The following is a 16722-nucleotide window of genomic DNA, read 5'->3' as shown; positions in this document are numbered from 1 at the left end:
CGCCGCCGGGCATTCTGCTCCCGGGAGATCGGCGAAGACCGCCGGGAGATCGCCGGAGACGGCAGTGGATCACCGCGGCGGATGAGGATCACGGGGGCGGATATGCATCCGATGGTGAAGCCCGCGCTGCGGCGTGCCTGGCGGAATCTGCAGTACGTGCAGTTCGGGGCGGCGCCCGCGCACGCGGTGGTGGTCGGCCCGGTGGACACGACCACGGGCAGTCTGCTCGCGCTCTTCGACGGGACGCGGGGGCTGGGCCCGCTGCGTGAGGAGGCCCGGGCGCTGGGGCTGCCGGACGGGCGGCTGGAGGCGCTGCTGGACCGGCTGGCCGAGGCGGGGCTGCTGGACGACACGACGGCCGGCGCCCCGGCGACGGATGCGCTGCGGAAGGAGGACGGCGCACTGGACCGGCTGCGCGCCGACCTCGCGTCGCTTTCCGTGGTGTACCGCGAGCCGGGCGGGGCCGCCCTGCGGTTGGCGGCGCGGCGGGGGATGCGGGTGCAGGTGAGGGGCGCGGGGCGGGTGGGCGCCGGCATCGCGGCCCTGCTGTCGGCCGCGGGGGTGGGCCGGGTGGAGGTGCTGGACGGGGAGCGGGTCGAGCCGTGGGACGTGACGCCCGGCGGGCTGCCGGCGGAGGCGGTGGGTGAGCGGCGAGCCGCGGCGGCCCGGCGGCTGGTGGGGCGGTCGGCGCCGGGCGGCAGGGCGCCTCGGGCGGCGCGTCCGGGGAGCCGGGCGGGATCGGAGCCGGGGCTGTCGCTGGTCGTGGTCGCCCCCCGGGACGGCCTGGGGGCGTACGCCCCGGACCCGGTGCCCGCCGACGACTGGGTCGCCACGGGCACGCCTCACCTCTACGCGGGGGTGCTCGAGGCGACGGGGGTGGTGGGCCCGCTGGTGCTGCCCGGGGGCACGGCGTGCGCGGGGTGCGTGGAGCTGGAGCGGTCGGACCGGGACCCGGCGTGGCCGCGGATGCTGGCACAGTGGCGTTCGGGACGGCAGAGCAGGGTGCCGGCCTGCGATCTGGGCCTGGCCGCCGCGGTGGCGGGTCTGGCGGCGGCGCATGCGCTGGCCTTCCTGGACGGGGAGTTGCCGGCGAGCACGGGCGCGCGGTGGGAGGCTTCGCTGCCGTTGCTGGAGTGGCGCTCGGAGCGGATGACGCCCCACGCGGGGTGCCCTTGCGGGGCGGCCGGACGCACTCGGGGGGTGCACGCCTCGGGCCCCGCGAGCGGGCAGGACACAATGGCTGGGTAACCGCGGTCGACGGAGCGCCGCCGATGGCGAACACGGCACGGCAGGCTGGGATTTGGAGGGGCGCATGTCTGATCTTCCCCGGAAGGCGGTAACCCGTACCGCCAAGTTGGCCGCGTTGCCCCTGGGCTTCGCCGGCCGGGCCACGTGGGGGCTGGGCAAGCGGATCGGGGGCAAATCCGCGGAAATCGTGGCGCGGGAGCTTCAGCAGCGCACCGCGGAGCAGTTGTTCCGCGTGCTGGGCGAGCTCAAGGGCGGTGCGATGAAGTTCGGGCAGGCGATGTCCGTCTTCGAGTCGGCACTGCCGGAGGAGATAGCGGGGCCTTACCGGGCGGCGCTGACCAAGCTCCAGGATGCGGCTCCGCCGATGCCGACCCGGACGGTCCACGCGGTGCTGGAGGAGCGGCTCGGCGAGCAATGGCGGGAGCTGTTCCTGGAGTTCGAGGACAAGCCGTCGGCGGCGGCGTCGATCGGCCAGGTGCACCGGGCCGTGTGGCACGACGGCCGTGAGGTCGCGGTGAAGGTGCAGTACCCGGGGGCGGGTGAGGCGCTGCTGTCGGACCTGGCGCAGCTCGGCCGGTTCGCCCGGCTGCTGGGGCCGCTGATCCCGGGCATGGACATCAAGCCGCTGATCGCGGAGCTGCGGGACCGGGTCGCGGAGGAGCTGGACTACGCCCTGGAGGCCACGGCCCAGCGGGAGCACGCCGAGGAGTTCGCGGACGATCCGGATGTGGTGGTGCCGGGTGTGGTGCACCAGTCCGATCAGGTGCTGGTGACCGAGTGGATCGACGGCATACCCCTGTCGGAGATCATCGCGGACGGCACGCCGGAGCAGCGGGACCGGGCGGGGCAGTTGCTGGCGCGGTTCCTGTTCTCGGGGCCGGCCCGGACGGGGCTGCTGCACGCGGACCCGCACCCGGGGAACTTCCGGCTCCTGCCGGCGGCGGAGGAGGACGGTGACGACGCGGCGGACTGGCGGCTCGGCGTCCTGGACTTCGGCACCGTGGACCGGCTGCCCGGCGGCCTGCCGGAGACCATCGGGGCCTGTCTGCGGCTGACCCTGGAGGGCGACGCGGAGACGGTCTACGAGCTGCTCCGCGAGGAGGGTTTCGTCAAGGAGACCATCGACCTCGACCCGGACGCGGTCCTGGAGTACCTGCTGCCGATCATCGAGCCGGCGGAGGCCGACGAGTTCACCTTCACCCGGGGCTGGATGCGCGGCCAGGCCGCCCGGATCGCCGATATGCGTTCCCCCGCGCACCAGTTGGGCAAGCAGCTCAATCTGCCGCCCTCGTACCTGCTCATCCACCGTGTGACGTTGAGCACCATCGGGGTGCTGTGCCAACTGAACGCCACGGTGCGGCTGCGGGAGGAGCTCGAGTGGTGGCTGCCCGGCTTCCTTCCCGAGGACGACGCCGATCCTGCCCCGGCGGAGGCGCACGTCTGACCGCGGTGGGGCCGCTGCCGGCCCCGCCGGTCACCGCCGGGTCACCACCAGGCGGAGTCGAGTCTGCTCTCGATGGCTCTGAGGTGGGCCCGGGCGCAGTCGTCGCAGAAGTAGAGACGGCTGCCGTTCTCCACCGAACAGGTCCAGGTCACCGGGAGGCTGTCGGCGGTCGCGCCGCAGCGGGAACACACCACGCTCGGCGCATCCGGCTGCGCGGGGGGAGAAGTCCGCTCGTTCACTACGAGACGATAACTCCGCCGGACGGCTCGGGCGGGGCGCAACGCACCGCGGGGACCGGTCCGTGACGGACCGGTCCCCGCGAGTGGGAGTGGCAGTGCCCGGACGGCACTAGTGCATGACGGCCATGGCCAGCGCACGGCGGGCGCGCAGCGAGACGCGCTCGGCGCGCCGCTGCATGCGCCGGGCGGCGACCAGGCGCAGGGCCTGGCGTTCCGCGTCGGCTTCCCGCAGGCGCTCGTGCATATGGGCACGGGCCAGGGCTTCTTGGATGAGTTGCATCTCACGGTTCCTGTTCTGACGCGAGGCGTTCGCGCCGATGGTGCTGACGGCTGGGGTGGCGGAGCCGGACGGCTCGCTGGTGGAAGAGGTCATCGGGGCCTGCTTCTGGGGATCGTGCGTGAGGGGGCGGTCGATGGTTCCGGCGCGGACGTTCATGCCGTGACCGGGTTCTTGCGCGGGCGGCCACGGGGCCGCTTGCGGGCGACGACCACACCCTGGACGAAGAGCTCACCGCCCCAGACGCCCCACGGCTCGCGCCGCTCCTTGGCGCCCGCGAGGCAGGCCGCCATGAGCGGGCAGGTGCGGCAGAGGGACTTGGCGTACTCCACGTCGGCCGGCGACTCGGCGAAGAAGACCTCCGGGTCGTAGGAGCGGCACGGGACGGGTACGCCGAGGTTCTCGATGGCGTCGTCGAGCGCGGTGAGCGCGGTGAGGGGGGTCAAGGTGGGGTCCTCCGTGAGGCCGGGCGGGGGGATCGTCTCGGAAGGCGGTACGGACGGGGCGTGCGCTTCGAGTTGCACGGTGTCTTTTTCCTCGTCTGGTCGGTCCGGCCTGTTGGCCGGTGGGCTGGTACCGGGTTGTGCTGCGTACCGAGGCCCCTTCGCTCCGTTCCGCCCGTTCGGGCAAAACAGAAGGGCCGCGGATCCCGGGTGGGGTTCCGCGGCCCTGAAGGCGCCGGCCTGATCCTGGATCAGGCTGGATCACTCCAGGGTTCGAGCCCACGGAAGGCCCACATCGTGTGGTGCTGCTGCGTCTGCTTCGTGATGTCGGCACTGGCCGCCGCAAAGGCATAGGCCTGGGCCTTGCCTGCTGCTACTCCTGCTGCCAGTGCCTTGGTCGGTCGCTCATTGCGCTCCCGGGCCGGAAGAGCGGCCAGGAGCATGGCGGGACGCACGGCCGCGAAGCCGGGCAGACCGGTGCCAGGGAACGCCGAACCGGAGAGGCCGAGCGAGCAGGCGGAGACGACCGAGCGATCGGTCATTTTGGCGGTGGTGCTGACGAAGCTGGTGTTGATGCTGATCACTGGAATCGCCTCCTCTCGGCGTCTCGGGGGGATCGGTCGGAACCGGTCCCGCGCGTATTCGGATAAGTACAGCACGAAGACAGGGCTTCGGAGAAGCCGCTGTTTCCGTGGTTAAGAACCTATGGGGCTTGACGGGGCGGGCGCAAACTATTTTTGCGACGAGTTTGGATCAGTGCTCGCCGTCCCCCTCGTCAGGCTCCTGACCTGCGCAAATGGCCAGGACGTCGGCGCCGAAGCGCTCGAGCTTCCGTACACCCACGCCGGAGATCCGAGCCAGCTCGCCGTCCGTGCCGGGGACGGCCTCGGCGATCGCCATCAGCGTCTTGTCGGTGAAGACGCAGTACGGGGGCTGGGCGAGGCGCCGGGCCTGGTCCGAGCGCCAGTCCCGCAGCCGCTCGTAGAGGCCCTCGTCCATGTCGGAGGGGCAGTCCTCGCAGCGCATCAGCTTGATGTCGCCCGCGTCGGTGAGCGTCGCGCCGCACACCCGGCACCGCACGGGTCCGCGGCGCCCGCGCCGCGCACCGCCCGCCGTGCCTCCGCCCCGCTCGGCCCCACCGGCACCGCCGCGGCCCGCGGTGCGGGCGCCGGGGGCGGCGGAGCCGGGGCGCAGCCCGGCCAGGAACCGGGTGGGCCGGCGCGAGGCACGGCCGCCCGGGGAGCGGGCGAGCGCCCAGGACAGGGAGAGGTGGAGCCGGGCACGGGTGACGCCCACGTACAGCAGGCGGCGCTCCTCCTCGATCTGCTCATCGGTCTTGGCGTAGGTGATCGGCATCATGCCCTCGGTGAGGCCGACCAGGAACACCGCGTCCCACTCCAGACCCTTGGCCGAGTGCAGTGAGGCGAGGGTGACGCCCTGGACGGTCGGGGCGTGCTGGGCGGCGGCCCGCTCGTCGAGCTCGGCGACCAGGTCGCTCAGGGTGGCACCGGGCCGGGCGCGGGCGAAGTCCTCGGCGAGCCGGACCAGCGCGGCGAGGGACTCCCAGCGGTCGCGGACCGCGCCGGACCCGGCGGGCGGCTCGGTGGTCCAGCCCTTGGTGGACAGCACCGCCCGCACCTGCGAGGGCAGGTCCTCGGCGTCGTCCAGCAGTGAGTCGTTGCCCCCCGCGCGGGCCGCGCCGCGCAGGGCGACGCCCGCTTCGCGTACCTCGGCCCGCTCGAAGAAGCGCTCGGCGCCGCGAAGCTGGTAGGGCACGCCCGCGTCGGCGAGGGCCTGCTCATAGACCTCGGACTGGGCGTTGATCCGGTAGAGCACGGCGATCTCGCCGGCCGGGACGCCCGCGGCGATCAGGTCGCGGATGCGGCGGGCGGTGCCTTCCGCCTCGCTGGGCTCGTCGGCGTACTCGGTGTAGACCGGGTCGGGGCCGGGGTCCCGCTGGGAGACGAGCTCCAGGCGGTGCTCGGCGGCACGGCCGCGGGCCTGGGCGAGCAGCCCGTTGGCCAGGTGGACGACCTGGGGTGTCGAGCGGTAGTCGCGGACCAGCTTCACGATGGTGGCGTTGGGGTGCCGGGTGCGGAAGTTCAGCAGGTGGTCGGGGGTGGCGCCGGTGAAGGAGTAGATCGTCTGGCTGGCGTCGCCCACGACGCACAGGCTGTCGCGGTCGCCGAGCCAGAGGTCCAGGAGGCGCTGCTGGAGCGGGGAGACGTCCTGGTACTCGTCCACCACGAAGTGCTGGTACTGGCGGCGGATCTGGTCGGCGATGTCGTGCCGGTCCTGGAGGATGCCGACGGTGAGCAGCAGCACGTCCTCGAAGTCGATGGTGGCGCGGTCCCGCTTGAGCTGCTCGTACAGGGAGTAGATCTGGCCAATCTCGGCGGTGTCGCGCGGGGCCTCCCGGTCGGCCTTGGCGACGGCGGCCGGGTAGTCGGCGGGGACGGTCTGGGTGACCTTGGCCCACTCGATCTCCCCCGTGACGTCGCGGAGCTCGTTGCGGTCGAGCCGGACACGGCAGCGGGCGGCCGCCTCGGCGACGAGCTGCACCTTGCGCTCCAGCAGCCGGGGCATTTCCCCACCGACGGCTTTCGGCCAGAAGTACTGGAGCTGGCGGAGGGCGGCCGAGTGGAACGTCCGCGCCTGCACACCGCCCGCGCCGAGCTGCCGCAGCCGGCCGCGCATCTCGCCGGCGGCGCGGTTGGTGAACGTGACGGCCAGCACACTGCTGGGCTGGAGTATGCCCGCGCGGACCCCGTACGCGATGCGGTGGGTGATCGCGCGCGTCTTGCCCGTGCCGGCGCCCGCGAGCACGCACACCGGACCGTGCAGGGCGGTCGCCACTTCACGCTGCTCGGGGTCCAGCCCGTCGAGCACCGCGTCGGCGTCCGGCGGCGCGGCCAGGAACTGGCTCGGGCCCGGGGCCTGCGGGAAGAGAGTGGAGTGCGTTGCTGCTGTCACCCTGCCATGCTGCCAGGTCCCCCGGTGCGGACGGGACGGTTGTCCACAGGGCCGGGCCCGCGGTCGTACTAGTACGACGACCTCACACAGTCCTGCGGAACGCGTCCGGGAATGGTGAGGGGGACCCGTACGTTCTGCCTCTGGTGCCACCGCGGCACCCACCCCCGAAGCGACCCCGAGGAGCGCAGACGATGCAGGGCAGCCTGACGATGTACAGCACGACGTGGTGCGGCTACTGCCGGCGGCTGAAGAGCCAGATGGACCGGGAGGGCATCGCGTACACCGAGGTCAACATCGAGCAGGACCCGGAGTCGGCCGCGTTCGTGGAGAAGGCCAACGGGGGCAACCAGACCGTCCCGACCGTGCTCTTCGCGGACGGGACGACCCTGACGAACCCCTCGCTGGCCCAGGTGAAGCAGAAGATCGGCGTCTGACGCGGGCGTCAGGCGACGTTTCCGGGCTTTGGCAGCGGCTTGCCGTACCAGAGCTCGATCAGGCGGGCCGCGATCGAGATTCCGTACGGGGGAAGGACCTCGCCGGACTCGAAAGCGGCCCGCAGCTCTTCCCGGGAGAACCAGCGGGCCTCCTCGATCTCGTCCCCGTCCACGTTGATCTCCGAGGACGTGGCCCGCGCCATGAAGCCCAGCATCAGGCTCGACGGGAACGGCCACGGCTGGCTGGCGACGTACTCCACCTCGCCGACCGTCACCCCGGCCTCCTCGAAGACCTCCCGCGCCACCGACTGCTCGATCGACTCGCCCGGCTCCACGAAGCCGGCCAGCGTCGAGAAGCGGCCCTCCGGCCAGTGGACCTGCCGGCCCAGCAGCGCCCGGTCCTCCTCGTCGGTCACCAGCATGATCACCGCCGGGTCGGTACGCGGGTAGTGCTCCGCGCCGCAGGCCGGGCAGCGGCGGATGTGCCCGGCGGCCGCGATGACCGTGCGCTCGCCGCAGCGGGAGCAGAACCGGTGCAGCCGCTGCCAGTTCTCCAGGGCCACCGCGTGCACCATCAGCCCCGCGTCACGCGGCGACAGCAGCAGGCCCGCCTCGCGGAGCCCGGCGGGCCGGGCGGACTGGTCCATGCGGCCCGGGAGGGCGTCCTTCTGGAGCGCGAAGTAGCTGACGCCCTCCGCGTCCGTCCCCAGGAAGTACCGGTGGGTCTCGGTGACCGGGGCCTCGAAGGCGGGGGTCATGACCAGTTCGGTGCGGCCGTCGGGGGTGTCGTCGATCAGGACCTGCCCACCGGACACCACGAAGACCCGGGTGGTCGGGTGACTCCACGCAGCGGCCAGCCACGCCTCGTCGAGACGGTGGTGGGCCGCGCGGTCGATGCCGCTCGGGGCGGTGAGACCGATGGGACGGTGCCCGGCCTCGTTACTGATGGTGCTCACTGTGCTTCCAACTCCCCCGGTGGATGGGTTCTCCTGGGTGTCTGTTCAGCGGAGTGCGGCTCAGTGGACCGCGGCTCGGCGGAGTGCGGTGGACAGGTCGCCCCACAGGTGGGCGGTCGCCTCCACGCCCTTGAGCAGCAGGTCCAGCTCGACCTTCTCGTTCGGTGCGTGCCAGCCGTCGGACGGTACGGAGACGCCCAGGAACAGCACGGGCGCGGCCAGGACGTCCTGGAGGTCGGCGGCCGGGCCCGAGCCGCCCTCGCGGGTGAAGCGGATCTTCGCGCCGTCGAAGGCCCTGCTCATCGACCGTACGACGGACTGGAGCGCCGGGTGGTCCAGCGGCGTCAGGCAGGGGCGGGTCGGGGCACCGAAGGTGATCTTGTGGCGGATGCCGGCGGGCACCCGGGCGGCGACCCAGTCGCGTACGGCCGCCTCGACGGCGTGCGGGTCCTGGCCGGCCACCAGGCGGAACGACAGCTTGAGCTGCGCCGACGACGGGATGATCGTCTTGCCGCCGGGGCCCTGGTAGCCGCCCCCGATGCCGTTGACCTCGGCGGTCGGGCGGGCCCAGACCCGCTCCAGGGTGGAGTAGCCCGCCTCGCCGAGCGTCCCGTACGAGGCGGCGGTGGCCAGCCACGACGCCTCGTCGAACGGCAGCTCGGCGATCAGCTCGCGCTCGGCGTCGGTCAGCTCGGCGACACCGTCGTAGAAGCCGGGGATCGTCACCCGCTCGTCCTCGTCGTGCAGCGCCGCCACCAGGCGGGCGGCGACCGTCGCGGGGTTCGGGACGGCGCCGCCGAAGGAACCGGAGTGGATGTCCTGGTCGGGGCCGTACAGCTCGATCTCGCAGTCGGCCACGCCCCGCATGCCGGTGCACACGGTGGGCGTCGTCTCCGACCACATGCCGGTGTCCGAGACGATCACGGCGTCGGCGGCGAGACGGTCGCGCTGCCGCTCGACGAGGGCGCGGAAGTGCGGGGAGCCGGACTCCTCTTCACCCTCGACGAGGAGCTTGAGGTTGACGGCGGGGGCGGTACGGCCGGTCAGCGCCAGGTGGGCGCGCACGCCCAGCGTGTGGAAGAACACCTGGCCCTTGTCGTCGGCCGCACCGCGCGCGTGGAGCCGGTTCCCGCGGATCACCGGCTCGAAGGGGTCGGTGTCCCAGCCGTCCTCGCGGGCGGCGGGCTGGACGTCGTGGTGGCCGTAGACCAGCACGGTCGGGGCGCCTTCCTCACCGGAGGGCCACTCGGCGAAGACCGCCGGGGCGCCTTCGGTCTCCCACACCTCCACGACCGGGAAGCCGGTCTCCGTCAGCTTCGCCGCGAGCCACTCGGCGCTGCGCCGCACGTCCGGGGCGTGGACCGGCTGCGCCGACACGGACGGGATGCGCAGCCACTCGGTCAGGTCGTCGAGGAAGGCGGCGCGGTGCTGGGCTATGTACGTCCGTACGGTCTGGACGGCGCTGTCCGGGGTCTCGCTCATGCCCTTGAGCCTATCCGGGATCGGGGCCCGTCCCGTCGGCCGTCCCACGGAGCAGGATGCGCTCGAGCCCGTCCCGCCCGGGGAGGTCGTCGGGGCGTACGACCTCACCCGTCCGTACGTAGACGAAGGCGGCCGTGACCGCGTCGAGCGGCAGCCCGTGCTGCTCGGCCCAGGCGAGGCGGTACACCGCGAGCTGGAGGGGGTCGGCGGTGCGGGAGCGGTTGGTCTTCCAGTCGACGATCTCGTACGTGCCGCTCTCGCGGTCGCGGTAGACGGCGTCGATACGGCCCCGGATCACCCGGCCCGCGAGGGCGAGCTGGAAGGGCGCCTCGACGCGGTGCGGGGTGCGGCGGGCGTACGGGGTCCTCTCGAACGCCTCCTTCAGGGCGGCCAGGTCCCGCTCGTCGGCGATCTCCGGCTCGTCGCCGTCCGCCTCCCCGCCGGGCAGGTCGTCGGGGCCCGGCACCGGCAGCGGCAGCTCCTCGAAACGGGCCTCCACCCACGCGTGGAACCGCGTCCCGCGCCGCGCCGCGGGCTGCGGCGGTCGCGGCATGGGCCGGGCCAGCTCCTGGGCGAACGCGTCGGGGTCGGCGGCCAGCCGCAGGAGCTGGGAGGCCGACAGGGACGGTGGGAGCAGGACGTCGCGGGTGGTGGCGCGGGCGCGGAGCAGCTCACCGGTGAGGGCGTCGAGGTCGCGGTCCCAGGAGGCGATGGTGCGGGCCTCCTCGGGGGTGAGGCGGTGTTCCGTGCCGTGCCTTTCCGGCTCCGGGGGCGGGCCCGCGCGCCGGGGCGCGGGCAGGGACGGGTGCGGCGCGGCGGAGGTGCCGGTCGCCCCCACTGGGCCGCCGGAGGTGCCGGCCGGCTCCGCGCCGTCGGCGGCCGAGGGCCCGGCGGGCGGCTCGGTCGCCCAGTCGTCCCAGCCGGCGGGGTCGTCGGGGTCACCGGAGTGGTCGGGGCCGTCGGGCCACGGCTCGTCCATGTCCGCGAGGTCGTCGGGCCACGGTCCGTCCGCGAGGTCGCCCGGCCACGGCTCCCCGGGATCGGGGCGGTGCCCGGTGGTGGCGGGCGGCACGGGCTCCGGGTGGGCGTCCAGGTAGGCCATGACCTTGTCGGCGGCGGCGCGGCGGTGGGCCAGCGAGACGGGGTCCAGGGGCAGCGGCCAGGCGTGGTCGGCCGTGGACTCCTGGAGCATCGGGTTCTCGGCGTCCTCGGCCGGCTCGTCCGCCCAGGCCTCGATCTCGCCGAAGCCCGCCGCGCAGTGGTCGTACAGCGCGTCCAGGAACGCGGACGGGCCCCGGGGGCGCTTCTGGGAGGGGCCCCACCAGTGGGCCGAACCGAGGAGCAGGGTGCGGGGGCGGGTGAAGGTGACGTATCCGAGGCGGAGCTCCTCGGTGTGCTGGTGGTCCTTCATGGCGTCCTTGAAGGACTTCAGTGCCTTGGCGTCCCAGTCCTCGATCGCCGGCAGGGTCGGGGCGTCACCGCGCAGCCCGTGCGGCAGCACCTGGGGCTGGGAGGTCCAGGACTCACGGGACCTGGTGCTGGGGAACTGGGAGGTCACCAGCCCCGGGACGGCCACCACGTCCCACTCCAGGCCCTTGGACTTGTGGGCGGTGAGGACCTTGACGGTGTTCTCGCCGCCCGGCAGGGCGTTGTCCAGGCCCTTCTCGTACTGGGCGGCCGTGCGCAGGAAGCCCAGGAAGGCGAGCAGGGTCGCCTCTCCGTCCAGGGAGGCGAAGCCGGCCGCTGTGTCGAGGAAGTTCGCGAGGGTCTCGCGGCGCCGGGCCGCCAGGGCGTGCGGGGAGGCGGACAGCTCGACCTCCAGGCCGGTGGTGCCCAGGATGCGGTGCAGGACGTCCATCAGCGGGTCGGCCAGGGAGCGGCGCAGGTCGCGCAGCTCGGTGGCGAGGCGGGCGAACCGCACCCGCGCCTCCGCGGAGAACGGCAGGCCGTCGTCCTCGCCGGCCGGCTCCAGGAAGGTGTCCAGAGCGTCGGCGAGCGAGATCACCTCGGCGGGGTCGACGCCCTCGACGGCCGCCGCCAGCCGCTCGTCGGGGTCCGTGTCGCCGTCGTCGCGGGCCCGGTGCACCAGGAGCCGGGCGCGGCGCCCCAGCAGCGCCAGGTCGCGGGCGCCGATGCGCCAGCGGGGGCCCGTGAGCAGCCGTACCAGGGAGGCGTTGGCACCCGGGTCCTGGAGGACCTCGCAGACGGCGACCAGGTCGGCGACCTCCGGCAGGTGGAGCAGCCCCGACAGGCCGACGACCTCGACGGGGACGTCCCGGGCGACCAGGGCGGCCTGGATCTCGGGAAAGTCGGTGGCCGTACGGCACAGGACCGCGATGTCGCCGGGCTCCTTGCCGGTGCGCACGAGGTGGGCGATGGAGTCGGCCAGCCAGGCGATCTCCTCGGCCTGGGTGGGCAGCAGGGCGATCCGGACGGTGCCGTCGCGCTCCGCGCCGGGCGCCGGGCGCAGCGCCTCCACGCCCGCGTGCATGGCGCGCAGCGGCTCGGCGAGGCCGTTGGCGAGGTCCAGGAGGCGGCCGCCGCTGCGGCGGTTCTCGCTGAGCGCGAAGCGGGTGGCGGGGGTCCCGTCCGCGTACGGGAAGTGCTCGGGGAAGTCGTCCAGGTTGGCGACGGACGCGCCGCGCCAGCCGTAGATCGCCTGGCAGGGGTCGCCCACGGCCGTCACCGGGTGTCCGCAGCCGCCGCCGAAGAGGCCGGACAGCAGCAGCCGCTGGGCGACGGAGGTGTCCTGGTACTCGTCCAGGAGCACGACCCGGAATTCGCCGCGCAGGATTTCCGAGACCTCGGGGCGGGTGAGGGCCAGCTCGGCGGAGAGGGCGATCTGGTCGCCGAAGTCCAGCAGGTCCCGCTCCCGCTTGGCCGCGCGGTAGCGGATGACGAGGTCGGTGAGCTCGCGGCGGGCGGCGGCCGCCTCGGGGACCTTGCGGAGGTCGGCGTTGGTGAGGCGGGCGTCCGCGAGGGCGTCCAGGAGCGCGGAGTCGTGGCGGAGGAGGTCGGTGGGGCGTACGAGGTGTTCGGCGAGCTCCGCGTCGAGGGCCAGCAGGTCGCTGACGAGCGTGGGGAACGACTTGGTCAGGGCGGGGTACGGGCCGGGCGCCTCGCGCAGCACGCGCGCGGCGAGCTGGTAGCGGGTGGCGTCGGCGAGGAGGCGCGTGGTGGGCTCCAGGCCGATGCGCAGGCCGTGGTCGGTCAGGAGCTGCCCGGCGAAGGCGTGGTACGTGGAGATGCGCGGCTCACCGGGCGGATTGTCGGGGTCGATGACGTCGGGGTCGGTCACCCCGGCCCGGACGAGCGCCTTGCGGACGCGCTCGGCCAGCTCGCCCGCCGCCTTGTTGGTGAACGTCAGACCGAGGACCTGCTCGGGCGCGACCTGGCCCGTGCCGACCAGCCAGACCACCCGGGCGGCCATCACCGTCGTCTTGCCGGAACCGGCTCCGGCCACGATGACCTGCGGGGCGGGCGGCGCGGTGATGCAGGCCGTCTGCTCCGGGGTGAACGGGATGCCGAGGAGCTCCTTGAGCTGCTCGGGGTCGGTCAGGCGAGTGGTCACGGTCAACGAGGCTAACCGCCCGCACTGACAGCGCTCACTCCACGATGTGGCGGCCCTCGGGGCGGGCGCTGCACGAGGCCTGGAACGCGCAGTGGGTGCAGTGCTGGCCGGTGGTGGGGGTGAAACGTTCGTCCAGGACGCGGCCGGCGGCGGTGGCGAGCAGGTCGCCGACCCACGCGCCGTCGAGCGGTTCCTGGGCCTGGACCTTCGGCAGCCGCTCGCCGCCCTCCTTCTTGGGCGCGGCCTGCCGCAGGTGTACGAGTTCGGCGCCGCCGGGCTCGGGGCGCCGGCCGCCGAAGACCTCGTCGACGGCGCCCTCGCGCACGGCGAGCTGGTACACGGCGAGCTGCGGGTGACGGGCCACCTCGTCCCGGGTGGGGGCGGACTTGCCGGTCTTGAAGTCGACGACGTACGCGCGGCCGTGCTCGTCGGCCTCGACGCGGTCCATGGAGCCCCGGATGCGCACCTCGTACCGCCCCGCTTCGAGGGTGACGTCGAAGTCGTGCTCGGTGGCGGCGGGGGTGCGGCCGCCGCGGTCCATGACGTGCCAGCGCAGGAACCTCTCCAGTGCCACGCGCGCGTGCTCCTTCTCCTGGGCGGACTTCCAGGGGGCGTCGAAGGCGAGCGCGTCCCAGACGGAGTCCAGGCGTTCCATGAGGACGGCCAGGTCGGCCGGGGTGCGGCCGGAGGCGACCTCGTCGGCGAGGACGTGGACGACGTTGCCGAAGCCCTGGGCGGCGGTCGCGGGCGCGTCCGCCTTGACCTCGCGGCCCAGGAACCACTGCAGGGAGCAGGTGTTGGCGAGCTGGTCGAGGGCGCTGCCGGAGAGCGCGACGGGGTGGTCGCGGTCGCGGAGGGGCACGGCCGCGTGGGTCGGCTCGTACAGGCCCCACCAGCGGTAGGGGTGGGCGGCGGGTACGAGCGGCTGCCCCTCGTCGTCGGTGAGCGCGGCGAGCCGGGCCAGGCGCCGGGCGGCGGCGTCCCGCAGCGCCGGGGTCGCACCGGGGTCGACGGTGGTGGCGCGCAGCTCGGCGACGAGCGCGGCCACGGCGAGCGGGCGGCGGGGCCGGCCGGTGACGTCCTTGGGCTCGACGCCGAGTTCGGTGAGGAACCGCGAGGGCTGGTCGCCGTCGTCGGCGGGCGCCTTGACGGCGGTGACGACGAGCCGGTCGCGGGCGCGGGTGGCGGCCACGTAGAAGAGGCGGCGTTCCTCGGCGAGGAGGGCGCCGGGCGTGAGCGGCTCGGCGAGGCCGTCGCGGCCGATGCGGTCGGCCTCCAGGAGGGAGCCCCGGCGGCGCAGGTCCGGCCAGAGGCCCTCCTGTACGCCGGCCACGACGACCAGGCTCCATTCCAGGCCCTTGGAGCGGTGGGCGGTCATGAGGCGTACGGCGCCGGGGCGTACGGGCCGCCTGGACAGGGTGTCGGCGGCGATGTCGTGGGCGTCGAGCTCTTCGAGGAAGTTCAGCGCGCCGCGCCCGCCGGTGCGCTCCTCGGCGCGGGCGGCGGTGTCGAACAGGGCGCACACGGCGTCGAGGTCGCGGTCGGCGTTGCGGCCGGCCGCGCCGCCCCGGAGCGCGGCACGCTGGAGGCGGGCGGGCCAGGGGGTGCCGTTCCACAGGAGCCAGAGGGCCGCCTCGGCGGTGCCGCCGTCCGCCAGCAGCTCGCGCGTGTCGCGCAGCAGCGCGCCGAGCCGCTGGGCGCCGCGGGCGTACGCCGGGTCGTGGGTGACGAGCCGCTCGGGCTCGGCGAGGGCGCGGGCGAGCAGGACGTCGGAGGGCGGCGGCACCTTGTTGCCGCCGGCCCGTTCCTCGTCGCGCAGGGCGCGCCCGAGGCGGCGCAGGTCGGCCGCGTCCATGCCGCCGAGCGGCGAGGTGAGCAGGCTGATCGCCGTCTCGGTGTCGAGCCAGGGCCGGACCTGCGCGGGAGCGTCGTCGTCCCGGAGGACCGCGGTGGCGTCGCCGGCCGGGGCGTCGCCGGGGGCGGTGGCGGGGTCGCCGGGCGCGGCGGGGTCGCCGGGCGCGGGGTCGCCCGGGGCGGCGGTGGCGGGGTCACCGGGCGCGGGGTCGCCCGGGGCGGCGGTGGCGGGGTCACCGGGCGCGGGGTCACCGGGCGCGGCGGGGTCACCGGGCGCGGCGGTGGCGGGGTCACCGGGCGCGCCACCAGCCGGAGCCGATGCACCACCCGAAGGGTCGGGGGCGGCGGGTGCGGCCGGCGGGCTTTCCGGGGTGGCGGCCGCGCGCAGGGCGGCCAGCAGGGGGGCGACGGCGGGCTCGTGGCGCAGGGGGACGTCGTTGCCGTCGACCTCGACCGGGACGCCCGCCGAGGTGAGGGCCCGGCGCAGGGTGGGGATGGTGCGGCCGCCGGCGCGGACCAGGACCGCCATCTCGTTCCAGGGGAGGCCGTCCTCCAGGTGGGCGCGGCGGAGGATGTCCGCGATGTTGTCGAGCTCCGTGGAGGGCGTCGGGAAGGTGTACGCCTCGGCCCGCCCGCCGTCCCGGACCGCCGCCAGGTCCCGGTGCGCCCGCGCCTTGTCGGCGGGCAGGCGCGGCAGCGGCATCCGCGTGGTCAGCAGGCGCGTGGCCGACAGCAGGGCGGCGCCCGAGCGGCGCGAGGTGGTCAGGACGGCGACCGGCGCGGGGCGGCCGTCCGGGCGGCGGAACATGTCGGGGAAGTCCAGGATGCCGTTGACGTCGGCGCCCCGGAACGCGTAGATCGACTGGTCCGGGTCACCGAACGCGTACAGGGTCCGTCCGCCGCCGGCCAGTGCCCGCAGCAGCCGCACCTGTGCCGGGTCGGTGTCCTGGTACTCGTCGACGAAGACCGCGTCGTAGCCGGGCAGCGCCGCCGAGCCGGCCAGCGCCACCGCCCGGTGCACCAGCTCGGCGTAGTCCAGCACGCCCTGCATGTCGAGCACGTCCAGGTACTCGGCGAGGAACGCGGCGGCCGCCGACCAGTCCCGCCGCCCGGTGCGCGCGGCGAAGTCGGCGAGGGCGCGCGGTCCCAGGCCCAGCTCCCGGGAGCGGGCGAGCACCGCCCGCACCTCGTCGGCGAAGCCGCGCGTGGTCAGGCAGGCCCGCAGCTCGTCGGGCCAGTGGATGCGCGCCAGTCCCTCGCGCTCCAGGTCGAGCTGGCCCGCCAGCAGCTCGCGCACCGCGAGGTCCTGCTCGGGTCCGGACAGCAGCCGCAGGGGCTCCGAGAACAGGTCCGCGTCCTGGTGGGCGCGGATCAGCGCGTAACAGAAGGAGTGGAACGTGGTGGCCTGGGGGGCGCGCGTGGCACCGATGCGCGCCGCCATCCGGTCGCGCAGCTCCACGGCGGCCTTGCGGCTGAAGGTGAGGACCAGCATCCGCTCCGGGTCGGCGCCCCGGGCGACGCGGGCGGCGACCGCCTCCACCAGCGTGGTCGTCTTTCCGGTGCCCGGTCCGGCCAGCACCAGCAGCGGGCCGCCGGGATGGTCAACCACAGCGCGCTGCGATGCGTCCAGGAGAGGGGGGTTCACGGGGGCCGGCGGGGTACGCACCAGTCGGTACGCGCCCGGGGTCCGCCCGCGAGATGGCGTACGCCCGGTGGTAATCGAGGAGGAGCTCACGTGGATCGCCGGTCCTGGTGGGTGTGCTGGTGCTGAGGATGCTGGGTGGGTGCGGTGGGCACGCTA

General features: G+C 74.4%; 12 protein-coding genes. 3 read left to right on the top strand and 9 right to left on the bottom strand.

All coding sequences use genetic code 11. The features are described 5' to 3' along the window. The first annotated feature begins 102 nt into the window (after positions 1–102). Both E2B92_RS21000 and E2B92_RS20995 read left to right on the top strand, forming a co-directional pair. Positions 103–1248 (top strand): ThiF family adenylyltransferase, encoded by a 1146-nt coding sequence (locus tag E2B92_RS21000; protein ID WP_133087639.1) that lies wholly within the window; start codon positions 103–105, stop codon positions 1246–1248. 64 nt (positions 1249–1312) lie between these two features. Then, positions 1313–2692 carry an ABC1 kinase family protein gene (locus E2B92_RS20995; RefSeq protein WP_126888085.1) on the top strand — a complete coding sequence of 460 codons (1380 nt, stop codon included), beginning with the start codon at positions 1313–1315 and terminating at the stop codon, positions 2690–2692. A gap of 41 nt (positions 2693–2733) precedes the next feature. On the opposite strand, the gene E2B92_RS20990 is transcribed toward E2B92_RS20995, so the two are convergent. The 5 genes from E2B92_RS20990 to E2B92_RS20970 form a co-directional block, all read right to left on the bottom strand. Further along, positions 2734–2931, bottom strand: a complete 198-nt coding sequence (locus E2B92_RS20990; protein WP_126888084.1) for a hypothetical protein — start codon at positions 2929–2931, stop codon at positions 2734–2736. Positions 2932–3040: 109 nt separating this feature from the next. Beyond that, the gene (locus tag E2B92_RS20985) at positions 3041–3367 is read right to left on the bottom strand and encodes a hypothetical protein (RefSeq protein WP_126888083.1); all 327 of its coding nucleotides are present in this window, start codon (positions 3365–3367) and stop codon (positions 3041–3043) included. Then, positions 3364–3732 (bottom strand): WhiB family transcriptional regulator, encoded by a 369-nt coding sequence (locus E2B92_RS20980; RefSeq protein WP_126888082.1) that lies wholly within the window; start codon positions 3730–3732, stop codon positions 3364–3366. The genes E2B92_RS20985 and E2B92_RS20980 overlap by 4 nt, the downstream gene beginning before the upstream one ends. A 170-nt stretch (positions 3733–3902) precedes the next feature. Next, the gene (locus tag E2B92_RS20975) at positions 3903–4235 is read right to left on the bottom strand and encodes a hypothetical protein (protein WP_126888081.1); all 333 of its coding nucleotides are present in this window, start codon (positions 4233–4235) and stop codon (positions 3903–3905) included. 169 nt (positions 4236–4404) lie between these two features. Next, the gene (locus tag E2B92_RS20970) at positions 4405–6624 is read right to left on the bottom strand and encodes an ATP-dependent DNA helicase UvrD2 (RefSeq protein ID WP_126888080.1); all 2220 of its coding nucleotides are present in this window, start codon (positions 6622–6624) and stop codon (positions 4405–4407) included. Positions 6625–6815: 191 nt separating this feature from the next. On the opposite strand from E2B92_RS20970, the gene E2B92_RS20965 reads away from it, so the two are divergent. Further along, positions 6816–7058, top strand: coding sequence for a mycoredoxin (locus tag E2B92_RS20965; RefSeq protein WP_126888079.1), 243 nt, complete (start codon positions 6816–6818; stop codon positions 7056–7058). A gap of 8 nt (positions 7059–7066) precedes the next feature. On the opposite strand, the gene nudC is transcribed toward E2B92_RS20965, so the two are convergent. From nudC to E2B92_RS20945, 4 genes are read right to left on the bottom strand one after another with little or no spacing between them, the layout of a single operon-like run. Continuing rightward, complete coding sequence (gene nudC / locus E2B92_RS20960) at positions 7067–8014, bottom strand: NAD(+) diphosphatase (RefSeq protein ID WP_126888078.1); 948 nt, start codon at positions 8012–8014, stop codon at positions 7067–7069. A gap of 60 nt (positions 8015–8074) precedes the next feature. Then, positions 8075–9496 carry a dipeptidase gene (locus tag E2B92_RS20955; RefSeq protein ID WP_126888077.1) on the bottom strand — a complete coding sequence of 474 codons (1422 nt, stop codon included), beginning with the start codon at positions 9494–9496 and terminating at the stop codon, positions 8075–8077. Between the two features lie 10 nt (positions 9497–9506). Next, positions 9507–13067, bottom strand: coding sequence for an ATP-dependent helicase (locus tag E2B92_RS20950; protein WP_126888076.1), 3561 nt, complete (start codon positions 13065–13067; stop codon positions 9507–9509). A gap of 34 nt (positions 13068–13101) precedes the next feature. After that, complete coding sequence (locus tag E2B92_RS20945) at positions 13102–16662, bottom strand: ATP-dependent helicase (protein WP_133087638.1); 3561 nt, start codon at positions 16660–16662, stop codon at positions 13102–13104. Between the last annotated feature and the right edge of the window lie 60 nt (positions 16663–16722).

This window comes from Streptomyces sp. WAC05374, from assembly GCF_004353505.1.
Classification (GTDB): domain Bacteria; phylum Actinomycetota; class Actinomycetes; order Streptomycetales; family Streptomycetaceae; genus Streptomyces.
Note: the sequence above shows the minus strand (reverse complement) of the source record. Positions and strands in the feature narration are given on the sequence as shown.